Annotated in this window: 20 protein-coding genes, 1 tRNA gene and 1 pseudogene; 14 read left to right on the top strand and 8 right to left on the bottom strand. The window is 73.7% G+C overall.

What is annotated here, in order from left to right; genetic code table 11:
• Window positions 1-215 precede the first annotated feature (215 nt).
• The 3 genes from UXQ13_RS18835 (at window position 216) to UXQ13_RS18825 (ending at window position 6,467) form a co-directional block, all read left to right on the top strand.
• Window positions 216-1,088 carry a slipin family protein gene (locus UXQ13_RS18835; RefSeq protein ID WP_225235705.1) on the top strand — a complete coding sequence of 291 codons (873 nt, stop codon included), beginning with the start codon at window positions 216-218 and terminating at the stop codon, window positions 1,086-1,088.
• 96 nt (window positions 1,089-1,184) lie between these two features.
• A complete protein-coding gene (gene mgtA / locus UXQ13_RS18830) occupies window positions 1,185-3,812 on the top strand; it encodes a magnesium-translocating P-type ATPase (protein ID WP_225235706.1) in 2,628 nt (875 codons plus the stop codon).
• 189 nt (window positions 3,813-4,001) lie between these two features.
• Entirely contained in the window at window positions 4,002-6,467 is a 2,466-nt protein-coding gene (locus UXQ13_RS18825; RefSeq protein ID WP_336392723.1) for a cation-translocating P-type ATPase, read from the top strand.
• Between the two features lie 63 nt (window positions 6,468-6,530).
• Here the strand turns inward: UXQ13_RS18825 and UXQ13_RS18820 are convergent, their stop codons facing one another.
• From UXQ13_RS18820 to UXQ13_RS18810, 3 genes are all read right to left on the bottom strand, one after another.
• Complete coding sequence (locus UXQ13_RS18820) at window positions 6,531-6,734, bottom strand: hypothetical protein (protein WP_225235708.1); 204 nt, start codon at window positions 6,732-6,734, stop codon at window positions 6,531-6,533.
• 167 nt (window positions 6,735-6,901) lie between these two features.
• Entirely contained in the window at window positions 6,902-7,675 is a 774-nt protein-coding gene (locus UXQ13_RS18815; protein ID WP_225235709.1) for a hypothetical protein, read from the bottom strand.
• A gap of 449 nt (window positions 7,676-8,124) precedes the next feature.
• A complete protein-coding gene (locus UXQ13_RS18810; protein WP_225235710.1) occupies window positions 8,125-9,204 on the bottom strand; it encodes an Acg family FMN-binding oxidoreductase in 1,080 nt (359 codons plus the stop codon).
• A 185-nt stretch (window positions 9,205-9,389) separates the two neighbouring features.
• On the opposite strand from UXQ13_RS18810, the gene UXQ13_RS18805 reads away from it, so the two are divergent.
• From UXQ13_RS18805 to UXQ13_RS18785, 5 genes and pseudogenes are all read left to right on the top strand, one after another.
• Window positions 9,390-9,692 (top strand): helix-turn-helix transcriptional regulator, encoded by a 303-nt coding sequence (locus tag UXQ13_RS18805; RefSeq protein WP_225235711.1) that lies wholly within the window; start codon window positions 9,390-9,392, stop codon window positions 9,690-9,692.
• 152 nt (window positions 9,693-9,844) lie between these two features.
• Complete coding sequence (locus tag UXQ13_RS18800; RefSeq protein WP_225235712.1) at window positions 9,845-10,807, top strand: TerC/Alx family metal homeostasis membrane protein; 963 nt, start codon at window positions 9,845-9,847, stop codon at window positions 10,805-10,807.
• Between the two features lie 26 nt (window positions 10,808-10,833).
• A pseudogene (locus UXQ13_RS23710) lies at window positions 10,834-11,541 on the top strand (baeRF3 domain-containing protein); the annotation flags it as partial.
• 167 nt (window positions 11,542-11,708) lie between these two features.
• Complete coding sequence (locus UXQ13_RS18790; protein ID WP_263639409.1) at window positions 11,709-12,065, top strand: hypothetical protein; 357 nt, start codon at window positions 11,709-11,711, stop codon at window positions 12,063-12,065.
• Between the two features lie 41 nt (window positions 12,066-12,106).
• Window positions 12,107-12,715 (top strand): hypothetical protein, encoded by a 609-nt coding sequence (locus UXQ13_RS18785; RefSeq protein WP_225235713.1) that lies wholly within the window; start codon window positions 12,107-12,109, stop codon window positions 12,713-12,715.
• A gap of 394 nt (window positions 12,716-13,109) precedes the next feature.
• On the opposite strand, the gene UXQ13_RS23705 is transcribed toward UXQ13_RS18785, so the two are convergent.
• The gene (locus tag UXQ13_RS23705) at window positions 13,110-13,301 is read right to left on the bottom strand and encodes a helix-turn-helix domain-containing protein (protein ID WP_225236105.1); all 192 of its coding nucleotides are present in this window, start codon (window positions 13,299-13,301) and stop codon (window positions 13,110-13,112) included.
• A 387-nt stretch (window positions 13,302-13,688) separates the two neighbouring features.
• On the opposite strand from UXQ13_RS23705, the gene UXQ13_RS18780 reads away from it, so the two are divergent.
• Complete coding sequence (locus tag UXQ13_RS18780) at window positions 13,689-14,909, top strand: tyrosine-type recombinase/integrase (protein WP_225235714.1); 1,221 nt, start codon at window positions 13,689-13,691, stop codon at window positions 14,907-14,909.
• Between the two features lie 90 nt (window positions 14,910-14,999).
• Here UXQ13_RS18780 and UXQ13_RS18775 read toward each other — a convergent pair.
• Window positions 15,000-15,084, bottom strand: a tRNA-Leu gene (locus UXQ13_RS18775).
• A 200-nt stretch (window positions 15,085-15,284) separates the two neighbouring features.
• Between UXQ13_RS18775 and UXQ13_RS18770 the strand changes: the two genes are divergently transcribed.
• Together UXQ13_RS18770 and UXQ13_RS18765 are read left to right on the top strand one after the other, a co-directional pair.
• Complete coding sequence (locus UXQ13_RS18770) at window positions 15,285-16,616, top strand: M20/M25/M40 family metallo-hydrolase (protein WP_225235715.1); 1,332 nt, start codon at window positions 15,285-15,287, stop codon at window positions 16,614-16,616.
• On the top strand, window positions 16,616-16,990 hold the full coding sequence (locus UXQ13_RS18765) for a hypothetical protein (RefSeq protein ID WP_225235716.1): 375 nt from the start codon (window positions 16,616-16,618) through the stop codon (window positions 16,988-16,990). The genes UXQ13_RS18770 and UXQ13_RS18765 overlap by 1 nt, the downstream gene beginning before the upstream one ends.
• On the opposite strand, the gene UXQ13_RS18760 is transcribed toward UXQ13_RS18765, so the two are convergent.
• Complete coding sequence (locus UXQ13_RS18760; RefSeq protein WP_225235717.1) at window positions 16,966-18,912, bottom strand: sensor domain-containing diguanylate cyclase; 1,947 nt, start codon at window positions 18,910-18,912, stop codon at window positions 16,966-16,968. The genes UXQ13_RS18765 and UXQ13_RS18760 overlap by 25 nt on opposite strands.
• 86 nt (window positions 18,913-18,998) lie before the next feature.
• Between UXQ13_RS18760 and UXQ13_RS18755 the strand changes: the two genes are divergently transcribed.
• Together UXQ13_RS18755 and UXQ13_RS18750 are read left to right on the top strand one after the other, a co-directional pair.
• Complete coding sequence (locus UXQ13_RS18755) at window positions 18,999-19,796, top strand: SDR family oxidoreductase (protein ID WP_225235718.1); 798 nt, start codon at window positions 18,999-19,001, stop codon at window positions 19,794-19,796.
• A 23-nt stretch (window positions 19,797-19,819) separates the two neighbouring features.
• A complete protein-coding gene (locus UXQ13_RS18750) occupies window positions 19,820-20,773 on the top strand; it encodes an NADPH:quinone oxidoreductase family protein (RefSeq protein ID WP_225235719.1) in 954 nt (317 codons plus the stop codon).
• Between the two features lie 73 nt (window positions 20,774-20,846).
• Here UXQ13_RS18750 and UXQ13_RS18745 read toward each other — a convergent pair whose 3' ends face one another.
• On the bottom strand, window positions 20,847-21,050 hold the full coding sequence (locus UXQ13_RS18745) for a DUF5703 family protein (RefSeq protein ID WP_225235720.1): 204 nt from the start codon (window positions 21,048-21,050) through the stop codon (window positions 20,847-20,849).
• Window positions 21,051-21,167: 117 nt separating this feature from the next.
• Between UXQ13_RS18745 and UXQ13_RS18740 the strand changes: the two genes are divergently transcribed.
• Window positions 21,168-21,326 carry a hypothetical protein gene (locus UXQ13_RS18740; protein ID WP_225235721.1) on the top strand — a complete coding sequence of 53 codons (159 nt, stop codon included), beginning with the start codon at window positions 21,168-21,170 and terminating at the stop codon, window positions 21,324-21,326.
• Here the strand turns inward: UXQ13_RS18740 and UXQ13_RS18735 are convergent, their stop codons facing one another.
• Window positions 21,327-22,325, bottom strand: a complete 999-nt coding sequence (locus UXQ13_RS18735) for an NHL repeat-containing protein (protein WP_225235722.1) — start codon at window positions 22,323-22,325, stop codon at window positions 21,327-21,329.
• Between the last annotated feature and the right edge of the window lie 32 nt (window positions 22,326-22,357).

The following is a 22,357-nucleotide window of genomic DNA, read 5'->3' as shown; positions in this document are numbered from 1 at the left end:
GGGACGACCGGCCACGGAGCGGCTCGCAGGAGCGCCAGGTCGGCCGCGTCGGGGCCGGGGCCCGAACCTGGGCCGTCTCCACGACAGCGAGCAGGTCGGGATCGGTGGGGTCGGTGGGGCCGCGCTGGCCACCCTCACGACGGTGGCGGAGGGCCCTGGTCGTCGGGGACCTGCGACCGCTGTCGGGACCGACCCGTCTGCCTAGCGTCGGGAGCATGAGCACCGTCGTCACCGTCCTGGCTGTCCTCCTCGTGCTCGGCGGGCTGCTGATCGGGGGCTCGGTCCGCGTGCTCAAGCAGTACGAGGAGGGGGTGCTCTTCCGGCTGGGTCGGGTGCGCGGCACCCGCAAGCCCGGGTTCTTGCTGATCGTCCCGGTCGTGGACGTGCTGCACCGGGTGTCGCTGCGGATCGTCACGATGCCGATCCAGTCCCAGGGGATCATCACCCGGGACAACGTGAGCGTCGACGTGTCGGCGGTGGCCTACTACCGGGTCGTCGACCCGGTGAAGTCCGTGGTGGCCATCGAGGACGTGCGGGCGGCCATCGACCAGATCGCCCAGACGACGCTGCGCAAGGTCGTGGGCCAGCACACCCTGGACGAGACGCTGTCCGAGACCGACCGGATCAACCTCGACATCCAGGAGATCCTCGACGTCGCCACCCTGGAGTGGGGCGTGCAGGTCACCCTCGTGGAGCTCAAGGACATCCAGCTGCCCGACAGCATGGAGCGGGCGATGGCCCGCCAGGCCGAGGCCGAGCGGGAGAAGCGCGCCAAGATCATCAACGCTGAGGGCGAGTCGCAGGCCGCGGCTGCCCTGGGCGAGGCCTCGGACACGATGATGGCCCACCCGTTGGCCCTCCAGCTGCGCACGCTGCAGAGCCTGGTGGAGCTGGGCGTGGACAAGAACACCACGGTCGTCTTCCCGGCCCCGCTGATGGCGACCATCGCCGAGCTGGGCACCTTCCTGGCGAGGGAGTCCGCCGCGGCCGCCGGCCCCGCGGCGGCCCCGGTGGTCCCCGCCTTCCTCCCCGCCGGGACGGCACTGCTCGACGGGGGGCCCGACAGCCACCTGCAGCACGTGGGGTGACCACGGGCCCGAGGGGTCCGACGACCCTGTCCATCCCGGCCCGGGCTGGGCACGCTGGGTCTCGGTCATCCGCCCCGCCCGACCCGAGGAGCACCGATGACCACCCTCGCCCCGGCGTCGCCGCACCGTCCGGCGACCGCGGTCGCCGACGCGGCCACGTGGACCACCGCCGACACCCTGAAGGGGATGCACGTCGACGCGGACACCGGACTCCTCGACGACGAGCTGGCCGCGCGGCAGACGCGCTCGGGACCCAATGCGGTGTGCTCGCACCGCGCCCGGCTGCTGCCCGCGCTCGGTCACCAGCTCGCCTCGCCGCTGCTGGGCCTGCTGCTGCTGGCCGCGGTGGTGTCGGCCGTGGTGGGCGAGCGCGGCGGGGCGGCGACGATCGCGGTGGTCGTCGTGCTGTCGGTCGGCCTGGGCTTCGGCAACGAGTACCGGGCCGAGAAGGCCGCCGAGGCGCTGCACGACCAGGTGCGCCACACCACCGTCGTGCTGCGGGAGGGCCGCCGGCAGGAGGTCGACGTCGTCACGTTGGTGCCCGGCGACCTCGTCGACGTCGGGTTGGGCGACGTCGTCCCGGCTGACCTGCGGCTGCTGACCGTGACCGGCCTGGAGTGCGACGAGTCGGTGCTGACCGGGGAGTCGGTGCCAGCGGTGAAGGGGACCGACCCGGTACCCGCCGGCACGCCGCTCGCCGAGCTCACCGCCTGCGCCCTGATGGGCACCGTCGTCGCCGCCGGCCGCGGGCACGGCGTGGTGGTCGCCACCGGTGCCCGCACCGAGTTCGGCGGGGTCGCCGTCGGGCTGGGCACCCACCCGCTGGACACGCGGTTCCAGGTCGGCCTGCGCAGCTTCTCGGCACTGCTGGCCTGGGTCGCCGTGGTTCTCACCTCGGCCGTGCTAGTGCTGAACACCGCGCTCGGGAGACCGTTGCTGGACGCCGTCCTGTTCTCCTTGGCGATCGCCGTCGGCATCACCCCGCAGCTGCTCCCGGCCGTGGTCTCCAGCAGCTTGGCCGCCGGGTCGCGTCGGCTCACCCGGCGGCACGTGCTGGTCAAGCGGCTGGTGTGCATCGAGGACCTCGGCGACGTCGACGTCCTGCTCACCGACAAGACCGGCACCCTCACCGAGGGCCGCCCGGTGTTCCTGCGCGCCGTCCCCGCCGCGGACGACGTCCCCGGTGCCGATGGCCCCGGCGATGTGCTGCGCTGGGGGCTGCGGGCCACCGAGGGCGACGGCACCGGCGGCAACGCACTGGACCGGGCACTCTGGGCGGCCCGCACCGGCTCCGAGGACGACGCCGTCCGGCTGGGGCAGCTGCCCTTCGACCACGACCGGCAGCTGGGGTCGGCCCTGGTGCGCACCTCCGACGGCGCGTGCACGGTGGTCACCAAGGGCGCGCCGGAGGTGGTGCTCGCCCGCTGCAGCCAGGTGCCCGCCGGTGTCGCCGAGGCGTTGGCCGCGGAGTTCGCGGCCGGCAACCGGGTGGTCGCCGTCGCGACGCGGGAGGTGCCGGTCGGCCACCCGTTGGGCCTGGCCGACGAGCACGGCCTGCGGCTGCGCGGGCTGCTGGTCGCCACCGACCCGCCCAAGGACGACGCGGCTGCCTCGCTGGCCCGGCTGGCCGACCTGGGCATCACGGTCAAGGTCGTCACCGGAGATGCCGCTCCCGTCGCCGTGCACGTCTGCCGGCAGCTGGGGCTCGGCGGCGTGGTGCTCACCGGCACCGACCTCGAGCTGCTCGACGACGACGCGCTGGCCGCGGCGCTGCCCGGGACCGACGTCTTCGCCCGGGTGAGCCCGCGGGACAAGGCGCGGATCGTCGCTGCGCAGCGGCGCACCGGCGGCGGGGTGGCCTTCCTCGGGGACGGCGTCAACGACGCGCTGGCCCTGCACGGCGCGGACGTCGGCATCTCGGTGGCCACCGCCACCGACGTGGCCCAGGACGCCGCCGACGTCATCCTCCTCGAGAAGGACCTGGGTGTGCTGGCCGACGGCGTCGTCGAGGGCCGGCGGATCTTCGCCAACACCATCAAGTACGTGCTGATGGGCACCTCGAGCAACGTCGGCAACATGGCCTCGGCGGCCGGTGCGTCGCTGTTCCTGGGCTTCTTGCCGATGCTGCCCAGCCAGATCCTGCTGAACAACCTGCTCTACGACACCAGTCAGCTGGCCATCCCGACCGACCACGCCGACGAGGAGCAGGTCCGCCGTCCGGCGCACTGGGACATCGCCTTCATCCGCCGCTTCATGCTGGTCTTCGGCCCGTTGAGCTCGCTGTTCGACGCGCTGACCTTCGTCGTCCTGCTGACCGTGCTGCACGCCGGACCGCCGGAGTTCCGCACCGGCTGGTTCGTGGAGTCCCTCGCCACCCAGACCCTGGTCGTCCTGGCCATCCGCACCCGCCGGGTCCCGTTCTGGCGCAGTCGTCCCTCGCTGCCGCTGGTGCTCGCCGCCGTCGGCGTCGTCGCCGTCGGGGCGGTGCTCCCGGCCACGCCGCTGGCCCGCTCGCTCGGGTTCACCCCGCTGCCGGTCCTCTACCACCTGGTCCTGGTGGGGTTCGTCGTCGGCTACCTGGTGCTCATCGAGGTCGGCAAGCTCGCCTTCTACGCCACCGCCCGCCGGTCGAGCCCGGTCCGTCCGCGGGATCCCCACCGGCACCTGCGCCGCCGGGCTGCCCGGTTCTCCTCGACCACCCGCCGACCCCGGCCTCCGGCGTGAGGCTCGCCGTCCGACCACCCGGGAGCAGCCCATGACCACGATCGCCCCACCCCCAGCACGCCTGGTGCGGACGGCCCCACGACCACCGCGCAGGAGGGTCCGGGCGCGGTACGGCGGCAGCCGCGACTGCGCGGTGCGGGTGTGGGGCACCGACACGGGCGCTGACGTGACCGCCGCCGTGGCCGGGTCGTGACCGCCTTGGCGGCCCGGGGCGAACCGGCCTGGACGCGGCCGGGCGCCGAGGTGGCGCACGACCAGGGCACCGATCCCGGTACCGGGCTGACCGGGGCCGAGGCAGCCCGGCGGTTGGCTCGGGACGGTCCCAACGAGGTGGCGGTGCACCCCTCGCCGCCGCTGTGGCGCTCGGTGCTCGGGCAGCTCAGCGACGTCCTGGTCCTGGTGCTGCTGGCCGCGGCTGTGCTGACCGCGATCACCGGCGACCTGGTCGACACCGCCGTCATCGGCCTGGTCGTGGCCGTCAACACCGTCCTCGGGGTCGCCCAGGAGCGCCGCGCGCTGCGGGAGGTCCAGGCACTGGACGACCTCGTGGCCCCCACCGCCCGGGTGACCCGCGACGGCACCGCCCACTGGGTGCCCACCCGTGAGCTGGTGGCCGGGGACCTGCTCGCCCTCGCCGCCGGTGACGTGGTCGGTGCCGACGCCCGCCTGCTGGCCGCCGTCCGGTTGCAGGTGGACGAGGCGCTGCTGACCGGGGAGTCGCAGCCCAGCGAACGGGACGCCGGTCACCTGGCCGACGCCGACGCCCCCGCCGCGGACCGGGCCGGGATGGTGCACGCCGGCAGCACGGTGCTGCGCGGGTCGGGCACGGCGGTGGTGGTGGCGACCGGCCCGGCCACGGCGATCGGCCAGGTCGCGGTCCTGGTCGCCGCGCACCGATCACCGCAGACGCCGCTGCAGCGGCGGCTCGCCGTCCTGGGCCGGCAGATCTCACTGGCCGTGGCCGCGGCGTGCCTGCTCTTCGTGGCCTCCGGTCTGCTGCGCGGCCAACCGTGGGAGACCACCGTGGTGGCCGCGGTCGCCCTCGCCGTCGCGGCCGTGCCGGAGTCCCTGCCCGCCGTCGTGGCACTGGCGCTGTCAGCCGGGGCGGGACGGATGGGCCGCCGCGGTGCCGTGGTGCGCTCCCTGCCCGCGGTCGAGACCCTCGGCTCGGTCACCCTGCTGGCCACCGACAAGACCGGCACCCTCACCCGGGGCGCGATGGTCGTCGACCGGGTCTGGACGCCGGCCGAAGGCGAGGTGGACCTGCCCGCGGACACCCCCGGGGTGCGTGCACTGCTGGAGGCGGCGGCGCTGTGCAACGACGCCGACGCCAGCGGCGCCGGCCCCGGTGGCGACCGGGGCACCGCGGACACCGAGACCGCCCTGGTGCGCGCTGCCCGGGCCGCCGGCTGCGACGTGGCGGCGCTGCGCGCGGCGCACCCCCGGACGGCGGAGGTGCCCTTCGACGCGGTGGTCCGCCGGATGACGACGGTGCACCGCGAGCCGGACGGCGGCGCGCGCACCCTGGTGAAGGGGGCACCGGAGGTGCTCCTGGCCGGGGGTGGCCCGGCCACCGCGGTCGCCGACCGGTGGGCGGCCGACGGGGGTCGGGTGCTGGCGGTGACCGCGGACGGCGTCCTGCTGGGGCTGGTGTCGATGGCCGACCCGGTCCGCCCGGAGGCCGCCGCAGCGGTGGCCGCCCTGCACCGGGCCGGGATCGTCGTCGTGGTGGTCACCGGTGACCACGCGGGCACCGCGGCCGCCGTGGCCCGGCAGGTCGGCGTCCTCGGGGCGGGGGAGGAGCCGGGGGCCAGGGTCCACGCCCGGGTCGAGCCGGCCGGGAAACTCGACCTGGTCACCGGGTGGCAGGCCGCGGGGCACGTCGTGGCGATGACCGGGGACGGCGTCAACGACGCCCCGGCGCTGCGGGCCGCCGACATCGGGGTCGCCATGGGCCGGCGGGGGACCGAGGTGGCCAAGGAGGCCGCCGACCTGGTGCTGGTCGACGACAGCCTCGCCACGGTGACCGCGGCGGTGGCCGAGGGACGTCGGGTCTTCGACAACGTCCGTCGGTTCGTCGGGTACGGCCTGGCCGGCGGACTCGCTGAGGTGCTGGTCATGCTCGCCGGGCCGGCGGTGGGCCTAGCGTTGCCCTTGTTGCCGGCCCAGGTGCTCTGGGTCAACCTGCTGACCCATGGCCCGGTCGGGGTCGCGATGGGCGGGGAGCCCGCTGCACCCGACGTGCTGGCGCGCCGGCCCCGGAACCCGGTGGCCGGTGTGCTGGACCGGTCCCTGGTCACCCAGCTGGTGGCCAACGGGCTCGCGGTGACGGTGGTCTGCCTGGCCGTGGCGGGGATCTCGCGGGCGGCGGACGGCCCGTGGCAGACCCAGCTGTTCATCAGCCTCGCGGTCGCCCAGCTGGCCCTGGCGCTCGCCCTTCGACCGGCCGGCGCCTGGTCGCGGCACCGGGCCGGCGTCCCGTGGCTCCCGGTCGCCGTGGCGGTGAACCTGGTGCTGCTGGCCGCCGCGGTCCTGCTGCCCGCGTTGTCGGACCTGATGGGCACCGAACCGTTGACCGCGCTGCAGACCCTGGCCGCGGTGGGGCCGGCGCTGGTGCCGGCGAGCCTGGTCCTGCTGGTCCGCCGGCTCCGCTGAGGCAGGGTTGCCGGCCGGACCCGCGATCAGCAGGCCCCGACGGCCGGTCAACCCGGGGCCAGGTCAGGACCGGGTGAGCGGGTCCTGCCCTCCGCGACGGCAGCCGGGGACCGCCTGGTCGCGCCCGGTGTGGCGGTCCAGGGCCAGGCGTCGCCGGCGCCCGGAGGTCACCTCGTGCATCGACGACCGGCGGCGGTGGGCGTCGTTCACCAGCTGGGACAGCGCGACCTCGACGGCGGTGGCGGGGGCCTGGTCGGCGGCGGTCATCTGTCCTCCCGGTGGTGCGCGAGCCGTCCGTGCGGGCCGGACCATCGTCCCGAGGGACCGGGCGGACGACCAGGGTCGTCGGTCCCGGGGTCGACGACCCAGGCCGGTGGTCGGCGGGGGAGCTCTTCTCCGACCCTCTGCCGTCCCCGCCGGGGCTCCCGGCCGGATCAGCCGTCGTGGTCGTCGGGCGACGGGGGAGGGGGTGGCCAGGTCGCCGAGTGCTCGTAGAGGATCTCGGCCAGCGGTCGTCTCGGCCCCGGACGCGTGCCGGGGGCACCACGACCGATGTGCACCAGCGCCTGTAGCCGTCGGCCCGGGCAGACCTGCCGCTCCGCGATCGCCCGTACCGCTGCGACCTCGACCGATCCGGTGACCAGGCCCCCCGCGCCGCCGTGCCGGGAGATCTGCAGCAGGACGAGCTGCAGGGCACGGCCGGCCCGCACCCGCTCCGTCACGGTGTCGCCCGCCGTGGCCAGCGCGACCCTGGCCGGTGCGCACGTCAGGTTCTGGGGGGCGACCCGTCGCGACCTCCCTCGGTCCGCGGCGTCGAGCACCCACCGGGTGCTCCGGCAGACCTGCTCGGGGCTCAGGGCCAGCACCTCCACTGCACGGGTGGCGGCCGTCGCCAGGTCGGCCGCGAGGTCGCCCGCCAACTGCTCGTCGTCGGAGCCCGCCCGGTAGCACTGCCGGAGACCCACCAGCAGGTCCAGCGCGGCCAGCCGGGGATCGGGCAACCGGTCCGCAGGCCGCAGGACGGCGACGAGGAGGTCGTCGGCAGGATCGGGGCGCAGCTCCACGTCGACGGCCAGCCCGGCGGCGGCGGCTCCGATCTCGGCTGCGCAGACCGCGGCGCCGGCGCTGAGCGACGCGGCGTGCCCCCGGGGGTCTCCTCCGGCGCAGCGTGCCCGGTCCAGCCGGACCTCGAGCCGATCGGGCAGCAACAGCCACCAACACGGTTGCCGATCCGTGGTCCAGGAGGCGCAGCGTGCCCGGTCGACGCCACGGCGCAGGGCGCGGAGGTGCTGACGCGCGGGACCGGCGACGGTCGTCACCGACACCACCGGCGGGCGGCGATGGTCACGTGGCGAGCCACGCACCTACGGGGGTCCAGTGCAGGCCCCGAGCCGGCCGAGGCGACGATCGGTCGCCGGCGGCCCTGCGTCGATCCGTTCACGTGCACCTCCGCTGCGAGGCCGGTCCGGACGGGACGGTGCACCGACGATCGCGGAGTCGCACGCGCCGGGCCAGGGACCTCCGACCCCTGGCGGGGGTGGGCCCTGCACCCAACACCTCCGGGCAGGGCCGTCGTGATGTCAGCGGGTCTCGGTGCTGGACCCCGCCCGAGGGTGCCGGTGTGTCCGCGGGCGCAGGGGGGACGGCGGGTCCGGGGTCAGCCACCACGTACGGGGTATGTCCCCGATCCCGGTGTGGTGCCCGCTGTGGCGGTCCGGTCGATCGTCGACCCGGCCGGGCGGCGGCCGGTGCGCGGGAGCGGTGCGCTGTGCAGCGGGAGCCTGCCCAGGCGCACCAGCACCTGCGGGACCAGGCCCGGCGGGAGGACCTCCACCGCGAGCCGGTCGCGCACATCGGGCACCTCCACGAGCTCGCTGACCACGTGGCTGGCCAGGCCGGCAGCAGTTGCGTGCAGCAGGACGGCGGCGAGGGCCTCGCCCGCCTCCACCTGGTCCAGCGGTCGATCCCCCGTGGTGGCCAGGACTGCCAGCCGAGCGCCGTCCCGCAAGGGGAGCGGTGAGACGCCGACGGACAACTCGGCGGTCGCGAACCGACGCGCCGGGACGTCACCCGGGTCCGGACCGGCCGGGACGTCGGCGCCCGGGACCCCGTCCGGGGAACCCGCAGGTCGCCCGGACCAGGCGCGGGTCTCGGCAGCCACCCGCGGGTCGGCCGCGATCCGGGCGGCTGCGGCCTCCGCCAGCTGGCCCACGACCCGGTGGGCGGCCGGTTCGACGAGGACCAGGTGGGCCCGGTGGACCGCGGCGGTGGCAGCCAGCTGGTGCCACCATCCCTCGGGCACGGGTTCATCGGCGAATGCCCGCCGATCGGTCTGCCGGTGGGCGACCGCAGCGGCGAGCGCGGTGTCGCCCGGCGCGGGTACGGCGGGGGTGAGGTCGACCGTGGCCAGGTGGTGGGGATCGGCCGGGTCGGGGAACCGCCGGACCTGCGCGGACCATCCTGCGGCCCGGGCGACGACCACCAGGTGCTGGAGCACCGCCCCGCAGCTCAGCAGCAGTTCACGACCGGAGGGGTCGGTGGCCGGGAGGGCCCGGTCCAGGTCGGCGAACAGCTGCAGGCCGGCCGGGTCCAGCCGCCACCGCCAGGGCTGGGTGTTGTGCACGGAGGGGGCTCGCTGGGCGAGATCGACGAGCTGCAGGACGTCGTCGGGGTGCAGTGCAGTGCCGGGCACCGGGGTCTCCAGGTGGTCTGCCGCCGTGGCCGGCGGGTCGGGCACCGACCCTCGCCCGCCTCTGCCCGCCCGACCAGGGCCGGTGGTCCCCACCCCGGGTGGCCCGAGGTCATCGGGGACCGGACTGCCCCGTCGACACCGTGCGCTGGCCCTCTGCTGCGGCGGTCGCGGACCAGGTTGCGGGTCGCCCGTCGTCACGCGGTCCAGCTGTCCGGTCCTAGTCTCCGGGCATGGCGGCGTGGACGTTCCTGACCAACCATGCCCACGTGCTGCTGTGCGTCGCGCGGGACCGGGGGGTGCGGCTGCGCGACATCGCCGAGGCCGTCGGCATCACCGAGCGGGCGACGCAGCGCATCGTCACCGAGCTCGCGGAGGCCGGTTACCTCAGGCGGGAGAAGGAGGGCCGGCGCAACGTCTACCGGCTCGATCCCGATCTCCCGCTCCGTCACCCCTTGGAGCGCGACCACGCCATCGGGGAGATCCTCCGCGTGCTGACCCCGTCCCCGGTGGAGGCGGCGTTCCCGGCCCCTTGACACCCGACATGGATGTCCTATGTCATCAGGGACAGCAAGGGGAGTACCCCACGACGGCGCGTCGTCACCACGACTCGACAGCGAGTCCGGCGCGACCGGTCCGGCGCTGAGCCGGGCGGGGGAGACCTTCGACATGGTCGGAGGTCTGCCCCGTGGACGTGCTCGACTTCGCCGTGCCCGCCTGGGCCTGGGTCGCCCTGACGGTCGGCATCGCCGCCATGCTGGCCATCGACCTGTTCCTGCACCGGGACGACCACGAGATCGGCTTCCGCGAGGCCGCGACGTGGAGTGCGGTGTGGATCGCGGTCGGTCTGGGCTTCGGCGTCCTGATGTGGATCTGGCAGGGCGGGGACGTCGCCGGGGCCTACTACTCGGGCTACCTGATCGAGAAGGCGCTGTCGATCGACAACGTGTTCATCTTCGCGATGGTCTTCGCCGCCTTCCACGTCCCGGCGGCATACCAGCACAAGGTGCTGTTCTGGGGCGTCATCGGGGCGCTCGCCTTCCGGCTGGTCTTCATCTTCGCCGGTGCCAGCCTGCTGGAGACCCTGTCGTGGACGGCGTTCCTGCTCGGGGGACTGCTGCTGTACACCGGCTGGGCGACGGCCTTCCGCCACGGGCAGCAGCTCGACCCCGACCGCGACCTCCTCGTCCGCCTGGTCCGGCGCGTCGTCCCGACGACGACGGAGTTCCACGGCAGCCGCTTCTTCGTCCGCATCGACGGTCGGCGGACGGCCACGCTGCTGTTCGTCGTGCTGGTCGCCGTGGAGGCCACCGACCTGGTGTTCGCCGTGGACTCCGTGGCCGCCGTCCTGGCCATCACCACCAACACGTTCCTGGTGTGGACCGCCAACGCCTTCGCCGTCCTGGGACTCCGCGCGCTGTACTTCTGCCTGGCCGGGCTCCTCAGCCGCTTCGTCCTGCTGCACTACGGCCTCGCGCTGCTGCTCGTCTTCGCCGGGATCAAGCTCATCCTCTCCGAGACCCCCGTGGGCAAGCTCCCCATCCCCCTCACCCTCGGGGTCATCGTCACCACGCTGGTGGTCAGCATCGCCGCGAGCCTGTGGGTGACCCGTGCCGACCGTCCCCAGACCGATCCTGCCCACCGGAACTGATCCCACCGACCTCGAGGAGGCCTGTCATGACCAGCACGCTCGCCCCGGCGCCGATCCCGTCGCACACCACCCCTCTGCCGCTCCCCACCCCGCCGGAGGTGGTGGCGCTGCAGGCGCTCCGTGCGCAACCGGCCGTGTCCGTGCTGTGCACGACCGTCCCCGGGCCGCGGATGACCGGCGAGGACGCCGCCCGGCTGCGTGCGCTGGCCGCAGCTGCACGCAGCCGGGTGACCGCCGAGCTCGGGTCCGTGGCGGCCGAGCCGCTGGTCGAGCGGTTGGACGAGCTGGTCACCGATGCCGTCGGGCGGGCCACCCGGCTGGCGGTGGCGTTGTTCGTCAGCGACCGGGCCTCGTCATCTTGGTCGCTGTCGGTCGAGGTCGTCGACCGGGCGGTCGTCGACCCCACCTTCGCCACACGCGACCTGGTCCGGTCCCTGCACCGCACCCCGCGCCACGTCGTGCTGGTGCTGACCGACCGGCAGGCCCGCCTGTTCGACGGCCTCGGTGACAGCCTCCTGCCGGCGGTGTCCCGGTTCCCGATGGACAGGGAGCCCCGCCCGTCCTCGCACGGGCGAGCCGGCCGGCACGGGCGCGGCGGCCGGGTCGAGCGCAACGGCGACGGCGGCGATGCTGCCCGGACGGCGTGGTTGCGCTCCGTGGACAGCGCGCTCGGGGCCCACCTGGCCCTCCACCCTGCCCCATTGGTGGTCGTCGGCGCCGAGCGTCTGCTGGCCCGTTTCGCCGGGCTGTCCCGCAACCTCGACCGGCTGGCCGGCACGGTCGTCGGCAGCCACCGGCCCAGCGATACGGTGCCGACCGGACCGACGGCACCGGGCAGTGAGGCCGGTGGGCGGTGCGCGGTGGGGACCGGTGTCCGATGCACGGAGCGAGCCGCCCAGCTGTGCAGCAGTCCTACGCCGACCGGGTCCTGGCGGCGCGGCTCGGAGTGGCAGGGCTGGTGGACCCGGCCATGGAGGCCTTGGAGCGGGCGCTGGCGAGCAAGGACGAGGCGGTGGCGCTGCGCGCTGCGGGGGCCGCCCAGGTCGTACTGGAGCGCCTGGCACGCAAGGGAGCCACGGTGGCGTTCCACATGGGCGAGGATGGTGCAACGGTCCGATCGGGGGCCGACATCGTGCGGGAGCGACTGCGCGCAGTCGGCGCCGCGAGGGCCGAGCACCCGGGGGGTGGTCGGCCAGGCCTCGGCCGTGGAGACCGTGGGCAAGCCGTGGAGGCCGAGCTGGTGGACGAATGGGGCTGAAAGTTTCACCAGCTCGGTCCTGACGGCCCTACCGTCCCGGCATGGGGACAGACGCCTGGGCGCTGATCGTGGCCATCCTGGCGCTGGTGGTGGCCGGGTACGGCATCCACCGGCAGAACACCTATGCGGCGCGTGAGGATCAGAGGCGGGAAGGCGAGATCGCCGGGCGCCCCTCCCACGTGGTGGCGACCGTGGGGCACTGGGACCCGATCGAGAAGAACGTCAGCCCTAAGATCGGCGACGGTGAGATCTCACCGATTAAGTACCACCAGTGGACTCCTGCCGGGGCGCCCGTCTACTGGGGCGGCCTGGCTGTCGTACTGCATAACGTGGGCGAACGGCCGGTTGACGTGAACCACATTGACGTCGTCCTACGCAGCGACGCAGCCGGTCGAGAGTCGGTCATGACGTCGCAGTCGGTCGCATCGACCGGCCCTTCCCTGCCCGCGACCCTGGCGCACAACTCAGCGACCTACCTGGTCGGGTTCGATGAACTCCAGACCCTGACCCGGACGTTGCTCCCCGCAGACGGCGAGGTCAGGTACGGCTTCCGGGTCCGCTTCTCCGACCAGTCGGAGATCGTCACCCCGCTCGCCCGGCTGGTGTTCCTCCCGCCGACCGCCGACGACAGGCCAGGCGAGATCGGCTGATCCCACCTGGCCCGTGTCAACCAGTCAGCCGCCGACGATCTCGGCGACGACCTCGGAGACCCGGGCCTCCTTATGCCGGTCGCTTGCCTCCCGGTCGCCGCTGGTGACCTCCCCGACCTGCTGCGTGCTTAGTTCGCGCTGGTGGCGCTCGGGACCGTGTAATCGACGTGTACCGGTAGGCGCCTCCCGTGGCGACTGCCGGTATTTACGCAGGTACGGGTGTTGACAAGGTCCGGGCGGTGTCGTCCCGCTTCAACGTCGCCGGCAGCCCACCCGTCACCGAGGTCTGGACCGCACCCGAGCCCCGGTCGGCGCCCGCGGCCAGATCTTCGCGGCCGTTCGCAGCTACCCAGAACCGGCCCGAGCACCAAGCACCATCGGTGGCTGCAGTGACCTATCGCGGGTCGGCGGCGGGGGCGCCGGAAGCCGTGTCTGCAGCCTCGACGCCAAGCCTGGCCAAGAGTGGCAGCCGGGGCAGGAGGAACCGTCGGCCTACGCGCAGAGCGGGCAGGTCCCCGTTCTGCATAGCGCGGGAGACAGTTCGGACATCGACCCCGAGCACACGGGCGGCGTCGGCGATCGTCACCACTGCACTGGTGCTGCTCCGCAACTCGTTGAGGTCCACGAGTCATCCTTTCCTCGTCCGACCGGGTGGATTGGGCGACGGTCACCATGCCTTAGCCCGATGACAATCGCGATCAGCACTCCCACCAGGTGCCAGCGCACGCGACTCATGTCAGTTCGCGGTATCACCCTTGCGACGGCGCCAGCCGAAGAAACCGGTCGGACGGATGGCTGATGTCGCCCGTCAGACGCGGCTTGCTCTCAGCACCTGCCCCCTGTGGATAAGCGGCGATGGCCATGGCCCGTCCACAGGCTGATCCCGATGCCCGCCAAGGGCTCAAGGTCGCTGATTGCCTAAGTCTCTGGCGCGGGCCTTGCCGCAACGGGGGAGATCGGAGTGACGTTGGGGATGAGCAAGAAGCGTCAATACGGGGAGGGAGGTATCAGCGAGTACCGCACCAAAGCTGGTCCTCGGTACTACATCAAGTACATGGCCCTGCGGCCCGATGGGACGCGCTCTGCGGTCCTGAAGCGTGGATTCGTCAACCGGCGTGAGGCCGCCTCAGCGCTGCGGGCCGAACTCCGGAACCTCGAGACCGGCCAGTGGGTCGATGTTTCGAAGCAGTCGCTCAGTGCCTACCTGGCTGAGTGGCTGGACGGACAACGGCTGGCCCCTTCCACCCTGTCCAGCTACCAGAAAAATGTTCGCCTGCACATCGATCGCCACATCGGCAAGACCCCGCTTGACCGTCTGACGGGCCTTGCGATCGATGGGTGGATGCGCAAGCTTGAGAGGTCTGGGCGAGCAGACGGAGCCGGCGGGTTGTCAGCGCGGACGGTGCGATACGTCTTCACCATCCTGAGATCCGCATTGGCGGATGCGGTGAAGCATGGACACCTCGCCGTCAACCCGACCGACCGCTCAACACCCCCGACGGCGTCGCAGGCACGGCCCCCCGAGATGCAGGCATGGACGGCTGCAGAGCTCGCACGGTTCCTCGGCTGGGCGGAGAAGTACGACTCGGACATGGCCGTCGCATGGCACCTGCTCGCTTTCACCGGCATGCGGCGGGGTGAGGCTCTGGCTCTGCGCTGGCGTGACGTCGATCTAGAGGCCGCCCGCATCGCCGTGCGGCGCAGCGTGGGCTTGGTGAAGCACAAAGGGGAGGGCGAGGAGCTGGTGGAAGGTCCGACCAAGACTGGCCAAGCTCGGGTCGTCGACCTCGACGCCGGCACCGTGGAACGCCTGCGTAGACATCGGGCGGTACGAGGCGCTCTCTCCCCGGAACTGATCCGCGGCACTGCTGTCGTGCTCGGTGACCTCGAAGGCAACCACCGTCACCCTGAGCGGTTCTCTCGGCGTTTCCTCGGTCACCTCAAGCGGGCGCAGCGCGCCCTGGGCGACGACAGGGTCCCGACGATCAGGCTGCACGACCTGAGGCACACACACGCCACGCTTCTCCTGGCGGACGGTGAACCGGTGAAGGTCGTCTCCGAACGGTTGGGGCACGCGAGCGCGACTATCACCTTGACCGTCTATCAACACGTGCACCCCGGGATGGGCAAGCAGGCAGCCACTCGGTTCGCGACTTTGCTCGACGAAGCGTCTGAGGGACGACCCGCGGAGTGATTGGGATCAAATTGGGATCACCGCCGGTCTGCGGTCCGAAAACGCAGACACCCCGGGCTCCTGAACTGCAGGAACACCGGGGTGAAGCTGTGTCCGAGGGGGGACTTGAACCCCCACGCCCGATAAAGGGCACTAGCACCTCAAGCTAGCGCGTCTGCCATTCCGCCACCCGGACAGGTGGACCAGCGCTCTGCGGCGCGGCCGTGGTGAAGCATACGGGAGCCCGGACCGCCGTCCGCACGCCCCCTCGGCACCGGCGAGCCGCGCAGCCGGTCACCGCCCAGGGATCCGGTCACCGTGCACGCCGACCGGATGCCTGCAGGGTGACCGGACGCCGCCGGGTGGGGGAGCGGGGGCGGTGGCACGATCGGGCGCATGGCCGAGACGACTGCACCCGAACCGCTCGCCCGCGCCCAGGCCGAGGTCGCGGACCTGCTGAGCGAGCTCATCCGGATCGACTCCACCAACACCGGCGACACCACGACGAGCAAGGGCGAGCGCCAGGCTGCCGAGTGGGTCGCCGGCAAGCTCGACGAGGTCGGCATCGACTCGGTCATCCACGAGTCCGAGAAGGGCCGCGCCAGCCTCGTCGCCCGCATCCCGGGCCAGGACCGCGAGCGCCCCGGGCTTCTGGTGCACGGCCACCTCGACGTCGTCCCCGCCGACGCGAGCGAGTGGACCGTCGACCCGTTCTCCGGCGAGCAGCGCGACGGCTACGTCTGGGGCCGCGGCGCGGTCGACATGAAGGACATGGACTGCATGACCCTCGCGCTGGTCCGCGACTGGGCCCGCACCGGCGTCGTCCCCCCGCGCGACATCGTGCTGGCCTTCGTCGCCGACGAGGAGGCCGGCGGGAAGTACGGCGCCCACTACCTCGTCGACCACCACGCCGACCTGTTCGAGAACGTCTCCGAGGCGATCAGCGAGGTCGGCGGCTTCAGCCTCACCGTCCGCGACGACCTGCGGCTCTACCTGATCCAGACCGCCGAGAAGGGCCTGGCCTGGATGAGGCTCACCGCCGCCGGCCGCCCCGGGCACGGCTCGTTCGTCCACGACGACAACGCCGTCACCCGGCTGTCCGCCGCCGTCGCCCGGATCGGCTCCACCCGGCTGCCCACCGTGCTCACCCCGCCGATGAAGCAGTTCATCGAGGAGGTCTCCGACGCCTACGGCATCGAGATCGACCCGGACTCGCCCGACGAGGCACTGAGCCGCCTGGGCTCCATCAGCCGCATGATCGGCGCCGCCCTGCGCAACACGGTCAACCCCACGATGCTCGACGCCGGCTACAAGGCCAACGTCATCCCCGGCACCGCCAGCGCCACCATCGACGGCCGCTTCCTCTACGGCCAGGAGGAGGCCTTCGAGGCCCAGATCGACGAGCTGCTCGGCGAGGGCGTCACCCGCGACTACATCCACCACGACCAGGCCGTGGAGACGACGTTCGACGGCCCGCTGGTCGAGCAGATGGTCGCCGCCCTCAAGGCCGAGGACGACGGCGCCCGCCCGGTCCCGTTCACCGTGAGCGGCGGCACCGACGCCAAGAGCTTCGAGACCCTCGGCATGCGCTGCTTCGGGTTCTCCCCGCTGCGGCTGCCCGCCGACCTGGACTTCGCCGGCCTCTTCCACGGCATCGACGAGCGCGTCCCGGTGGAGAGCCTGCAGTTCGGCATCCGCGTGCTGGACAGGTTCTTGAAGGCCAGCTAGTGGACCCGCTCGCCGCCTTCCTCGTGGGCCAGCTGACCACCGATGGGTTCGTGCCCGTGACGGTCCTGCGGGTCACCCAGGGCCGGGTGCCCGCCCGGGGCTCAGCGCAAGCCCTGGCGGTGGGCGGCAAGCGGCTGTGGCTGGCCCACGCCCAGCTCTTCGGCCAGCCCACCCTGGCCAGCGTCCCGCTGGCCAAGGTCACCGGGGTCGACGTCCGGCAGGTCCGGCGGATCACCGGCGCCCGGCGCGAGCTGTCGGCCTGGGTGGACGGCAACACGCTGCGGTTCACCGTGGTGGACGACGAGGCCACCACCGCGGCGTTCGTCGCCGCCGTCCGGGCCGGGGGGTCTCAGCCCACGACGACCGCGGGCTGAGCCGCCAGCACGGCGCGGGCCCGGCCGGCGTCCTTGCCGGCGTAGAGCGCCGCGTCGGCGCGGGCCAGCGTGTCCTGCGCGGTCTCCCCGCGGCACCACTGCGCGATGCCGACCGTGGCGCTCTGCCCGAACGGCACCGCCGCGATGATCCGCTCGGCCACCGGGCGGGCCTCCTCGTCGGTGCAGTCGGGCAGGGCGACGACGAACTCCTCGCCGCCCCAGCGGGCGATCAGGTCGCCGTCGCGCAGGCACTCGGTGGCCGCGGCGGCGAAGTCGTGCAGGAGGACGTCGCCGGCGGCGTGGCCGAAGGTGTCGTTGTAGGCCTTGAAGTGGTCCAGGTCCAGCAGCAGCAGGGTCAGCGGCAGGCGGCTGCGCTGGGCCCGGGCGACCTCGATCGTCGACATCTCGTCCCAGCGCCGGCGGTTGGCCAGCCCGGTGAGCTGGTCGCGGTCGGCGGCACGGGCCAGCTCGGCGAGGTGGTTGCCGCGCTCGATGGCTCGCGCGGCCTCGTTGCCCAGCACCTGCAGCACGCCGCGGGTGGTGGCGCAGAAGACGTCGACCGGCTGCCGCCACAGGATCCCGATGAGGGCCACGACCTTGTCCTCGCCCAGGACCGCGGGCTGCCATGCCGCCGACGCCACCCCGAGGTGCTCGACGAGGTCGCTGCTGACGCCCTCCTCGTCGGCGACGTGGCTGGCGAAGTAGGGGGTGCCCTCCTCGAAGACCCGGGCGGTCAGCGAGGCGGACGGGTCGGTGCTGAAGCGGAGCGGCGGCAGGTCGAGGCCGTCGACGGCGGTGGACACCAGGTGGCCCTCGCCGTCGGGCTCGAGCAGGTAGGCGCCGTCCGCGCCGACGGCCTCCCGCACGGCGGCGCAGATCGCGGCGCGCGGGTCCTCGGCCAGCAGCACGGTCCGCGACGCGCGGGCCATGACCTCGACCTGGCGGTGCCGCTCCTCGGAGTAGTCGACCGCGTCCCGCAGGCGGACCACCAGGACCAGCCGCTCGTCCCGGTTGAGCGCCAGGGCCAGGCCCAGCGCGGCCCCGAGGGCGACGTAGGCCTGCACGATGCCGGCCCGGACCAGGACGTCGTCCACCGCGGCGAAGGGGCCCTCGCCCTGCAGCGTGTAGACCACCGCCACCACGCTGACCGCCGCGGTGCGCAGCACCGTCAGCCCGGTGTCGAACCGCAGCGCCACCCAGGCGGTGAGCGCGAAGAGCGGGAACGCGATCGGGTACTCGGGCATCCAGTGGAAGACCGCCACGTTGCCGAGCACGGAGGCGGCGACGGCGAGCACGAGCTCGACCGCACGCCACCCGCCCGGTGCGCGGAAAGGCAGCATCCCGTCGACGACGGGGCCGCGCCGGGTCAGCAGCAGCTGCCGGACCCGCAGCCCGAGGGCGACGACGACGAGGACAGCGGCGCCGTTGCGGGCCTGCCAGACGACCAGGCCGAGCACCGACCAGCTGCCGTCGGCCACGGCCAGGACGACGGTGCCCACCGCGGCGCCGGCCGTCGTCGCGATGCCGGTGGCCAGCAGGAGGCCGCCCAGGTCACGCATGTCCAGCAGCAGCGGACCCGCGGCGCCCGTGGAGCCGGCGAGTCGGCGGTAGAGCAGGACGACGAGGCCGGCCTGGCCCAGGTTGACCGCGGCCAGCCCGCCGGAGACGAGCAGGTCCTCCCCGGTGAGCAGGTCGGTGGCCAGCACCACCGCGACCAGGAGGGCGCAGTCCAGGACGAAGGTGGCGCGGCCGCGCTGGAGCAGCAGCCACAGCGCACCGACGCCGGCGGCCGGCCAGACCAGGTTGACCCCGGTGCCCTCGACCACCGTGAGGCGGCCGACCACCGCGGCCCCGGCGAACAGCAGCGCGAACGCGGCGGTGCGGAGCAGGCCGGTGGCGTCCGGGCGGGAGGGAGTGGTCACGAGGACCCATCGGCCGGTCCGGCGGCCGGCTCCACCGGTCCCACCCCTGCGGGTGACCCAGGTCGCTCCCGTGCTTCGATGCCGGCATGAGCGAGCACACCCCCCGGCCCGGATCCGTCGCACTGGTCACCGGCGGGAGCGGTGGCTTCGGCCGCGCTCTGGCCGCCCGGCTGCGCGACGCCGACGTCCGGGTGGTCCTGGCCGACCTGGACTCCCCGCGCAACCGGGCCGTGGCCGAGGAGCTGGGGGTCGGCTTCGCCGTCCTGGACGTGACCGACCACGCGGCCAACCAGGCCGTCGTCGCCGCGGTCGAGGCCGAGCACGGCCGGCTGGACGCCGCGTTCCTCAACGCCGGCATCGCCGGCTCGGGCACGACCGACGCCCTGGACGTCGAGGAGTACCTCCGGGTCGTCGCGATCGACCTGCACGGCGTCGTCTACGGCACCGACGCCGCCCGGCCGGCGCTGCGCCGGGCCGGCGGCGGCTCGGTCGTGGTCACCGCGTCGCTGGCCGGGCTGTCCCCGATGCCGACCGACCAGGCCTACTCGGTGGCCAAGGCCGGCGCGGTGGCCTTCGTCCGGTCGATCGCCCCGGTGCTGCACGCCGAGGGCATCACCATCTCCGCGATCTGCCCCGGGTTCGCCGACACCGCGATCATCGACCCGCTGCGCGAGCACTTCGCGGCCGCCGACTTCCCGGTGCTCACCGCCGACGAGGTGGCCGCGGCCATGGCCCAGGCCTGGACGTCGGCCGACCCCGGCGCGGCCTACGTCGTCCAGCCCGGCGTCGGTGCGGTGCCCTACCGGTTCAAGGGCGTGCCCGCGGCGAAGACCACGGCGGGGGAGTCCGCCCGGATCCCCACCCAGCTGATGGGCCCGCTGTGACCGCGTCTGGCAAGGTCGCGGTCATGCGTGCATGGCGTGTCCACTCCCTCGGCGACCCCGCAGACGTGATGACCCTCGACGAGGTGCCTGAGCCGGAGCCCGGCCCCGGCCAGGTCAAGGTCAAGGTGCTGGCCGCGGCGCTGAACTTCCCGGACATACTGATGGCGCAGGGCACCTACCAGGAGAAGCCCCCGCTGCCGTTCACCCCGGGCCTGGAGCTGTGCGGCCAGCTGCCCGACGGCAGCCGAGTGCTCGGTTCGCCGTCCGGCGGGCCGGGTGCGCTGGCCGAGTACGCGCTGATGGACGCCGACGCCGCCTGGCCGGTGCCCGACGGCATGGGCGACGCGCAGGCCGCCGCGCTCTACATCACCTACCAGACCGGCTACGTCGGCCTGCACCGCCGGGCCGCCCTGCAGCCGGGGGAGTGGCTGCTCGTGCACGCCGGCGCCGGCGGCGTCGGGACGGCGGCCATCCAGCTGGGCAAGGCCGCCGGCGCACAGGTCATCGCCACGGCCGGCGGGCCGAAGAAGACCGCAGTCTGCACCGAGCTGGGCGCCGACCACGTCATCGACTACCTGAGCGAGGACTTCGTCGCCCGGGTCAAGGAGATCACCGGCGGCCACGGCGCCGACGTGGTCTACGACCCGGTGGGCGGCGACGTCTTCGACGGGTCGACCAAGTGCATCGCGTTCGAGGGCCGGATCGTCGTCGTCGGGTTCACCTCCGGCCGGATCCCGGCCGCGAAGGCCAACCACCTGCTGGTGAAGAACTACTCGGTGCTCGGCCTGCACTGGGGGCTGTACCGCAGCAAGGACCCGGGCCGGATCGCCGACGTGCACCAGGCGCTGTGCGACCTGTTCGCCGAGGGCAAGATCGACCCGCTGATCGGCCAGACCCTGCCGATGGACCAGGCGCCGACGGCGCTGGCCTCCCTCGGCGACCGCGGCACGGTCGGCAAGGTCGTCCTCACGCCGTAGGCCCCGTCGGGCAGAGGAACCTCTGCACCCCCTCGTCGGCCGATGAGGGGGTGCAGCGGTTCCTTTGCCGGGGCTACACGGCGGGGCGCGGCAGGTAGCTCAGGCGGGCGCGGCGGCGCATGACCACCCGGCGGGTGCCGTCGGCGAACATCTGCAGCTTCGCGAGCTCCCAGCCGCCCACGTCGGACTGCAGGCTCATCATCTGCGCCGCGGCGGACCGGCCGGTGCCGGACGGGATGCGCAGCGGGGCGTACTCCCACTCTCCGGTGATCGACACGCCCCCGATGGTGCCAGCCGTTCGCCTCCCGGTCACCCGGACGTCGGACGTGTCACGGCCGGCCGGGCCGGGCAGCCCTCCCGGGACCCACCCGACCCGGACCGCTGGAGGACCGCGATGACCGACCCCGTGGACGACGCCGACCGCCTCGAGCAGCAGCAGGCGATCACCGAGGAGGTGGGCCCGGGCACCCCGGTCCCGGCCGACGCGGACCCCGCGGACGCCGTGGACCAGCGGCGCGCCGTCCCGCTGGACGAGGACGACGCGCCCCGCTGATCAGCCCCGCGCGTCGATCAGCTGCAGCTGCCCGGTCTCCCGGCTGCCGACGAAGACCCGCCCGGTCGTCGGGTCGACCGCGACGGTGTTGGGCTGGCGGACGGTCGGGAACCGGGCCACCTCGGTGAGCTCGTCGCCGGCGGTGGACAGCCCGACCACCTCGTTGGTGGCCGTCAGGGTCACCCAGACGACCTGGTCGGTGCTGTCGTAGGCGAGGCCGTACGGCGTGCCCTCGAGGGGGTAGGTCGAGTCGAGCTCGAGTGGGTCCGAGCCGTAGACCAGCATCGCGTCGCCGCGGGTGTCGGCGACCAGGAACCGGCCCTGGCCGTCCGTGACGATGTGGGTGGGCCCGTCCCCCGCGTCCAGCACGGTCTGCAGCTCGCCGGCCGCGACGTCGTAGGTGGTGATGCTGAAGGCGCCGACGTCCACGACCCCGGCGACGTCGCCCACGGTGGCCACACCGCCGGGTTGGGTCTGGGAGTCGAAGGTCTGGGTGACCTCGCCGTCGGTGACCACCGAGAGGGTGCCGCCCATCTCGTCGCCCACCAGGATCTGGCCGCTGGCCACCCGGGCGGCGTCGTGCGGGTAGTCCCCGACCATCGTCTCGGTGACCTCGCCGCCGGGTAGCGCGACCTCGACGAGCATGTTGGAGTCCTCGGCCGGCACGAGCACCGGACCGCCCGGTGCGGCCAGCTGCAGGTGCCGGGCGTGGCCGGGCAGCGGGATCTCGGCCTGGGTCACGCCCTGGGCGTCGGTGAGCACCAGCCGGTTCGGGTCCCGGACGGCGACGGCGAGCAGCCCGGTGACCGGGTCGAACACCATGCCCTCGGCATCGGGGTCCAGGTCGACCACCGTCCCGGCCGGGTCGGCGGTGAGCTCGGGGGAGTCGGCCGGCTCGGCGGCCTTCACCGGCTCCGCGGCGGGGGCGTCGTCCGACCCGGACGAGCAGGCGCCGAGCACGAGGGCGAGGGGGAGCAGGAGGGCGGCGGTGCGGTGCATCGCTCCACCCTGCGGGTTCCGGGGTGCCGGCG

It is taken from the genome of Klenkia terrae, from assembly GCF_037083865.1.
In the GTDB taxonomy this organism is placed as follows: Bacteria; Actinomycetota; Actinomycetes; order Mycobacteriales; family Geodermatophilaceae; genus Klenkia; species Klenkia terrae.
The sequence above is the reverse complement of the archived record's forward strand: the minus strand, read 5'-3'. Positions and strand labels throughout refer to the sequence as shown.

Excerpts from the sequence above, each read along its gene's own strand:
- UXQ13_RS18835 (WP_225235705.1), top strand. The coding sequence starts at position 216 with ATGAGCACCGTCGTCACCGTCCTGGCTGTCCTCCTCGTGCTCGGCGGG.
- mgtA (WP_225235706.1), top strand. The coding sequence starts at position 1,185 with ATGACCACCCTCGCCCCGGCGTCGCCGCACCGTCCGGCGACCGCGGTC.
- UXQ13_RS18820 (WP_225235708.1), bottom strand. The coding sequence starts at position 6,734 with ATGACCGCCGCCGACCAGGCCCCCGCCACCGCCGTCGAGGTCGCGCTG.
- UXQ13_RS18805 (WP_225235711.1), top strand. The coding sequence starts at position 9,390 with ATGGCGGCGTGGACGTTCCTGACCAACCATGCCCACGTGCTGCTGTGC.
- UXQ13_RS18785 (WP_225235713.1), top strand. The coding sequence starts at position 12,107 with ATGGGGACAGACGCCTGGGCGCTGATCGTGGCCATCCTGGCGCTGGTG.
- UXQ13_RS18780 (WP_225235714.1), top strand. The coding sequence starts at position 13,689 with ATGAGCAAGAAGCGTCAATACGGGGAGGGAGGTATCAGCGAGTACCGC.
- UXQ13_RS18770 (WP_225235715.1), top strand. The coding sequence starts at position 15,285 with ATGGCCGAGACGACTGCACCCGAACCGCTCGCCCGCGCCCAGGCCGAG.
- UXQ13_RS18755 (WP_225235718.1), top strand. The coding sequence starts at position 18,999 with ATGAGCGAGCACACCCCCCGGCCCGGATCCGTCGCACTGGTCACCGGC.
- UXQ13_RS18750 (WP_225235719.1), top strand. The coding sequence starts at position 19,820 with ATGCGTGCATGGCGTGTCCACTCCCTCGGCGACCCCGCAGACGTGATG.
- UXQ13_RS18740 (WP_225235721.1), top strand. The coding sequence starts at position 21,168 with ATGACCGACCCCGTGGACGACGCCGACCGCCTCGAGCAGCAGCAGGCG.
- UXQ13_RS18735 (WP_225235722.1), bottom strand. The coding sequence starts at position 22,325 with ATGCACCGCACCGCCGCCCTCCTGCTCCCCCTCGCCCTCGTGCTCGGC.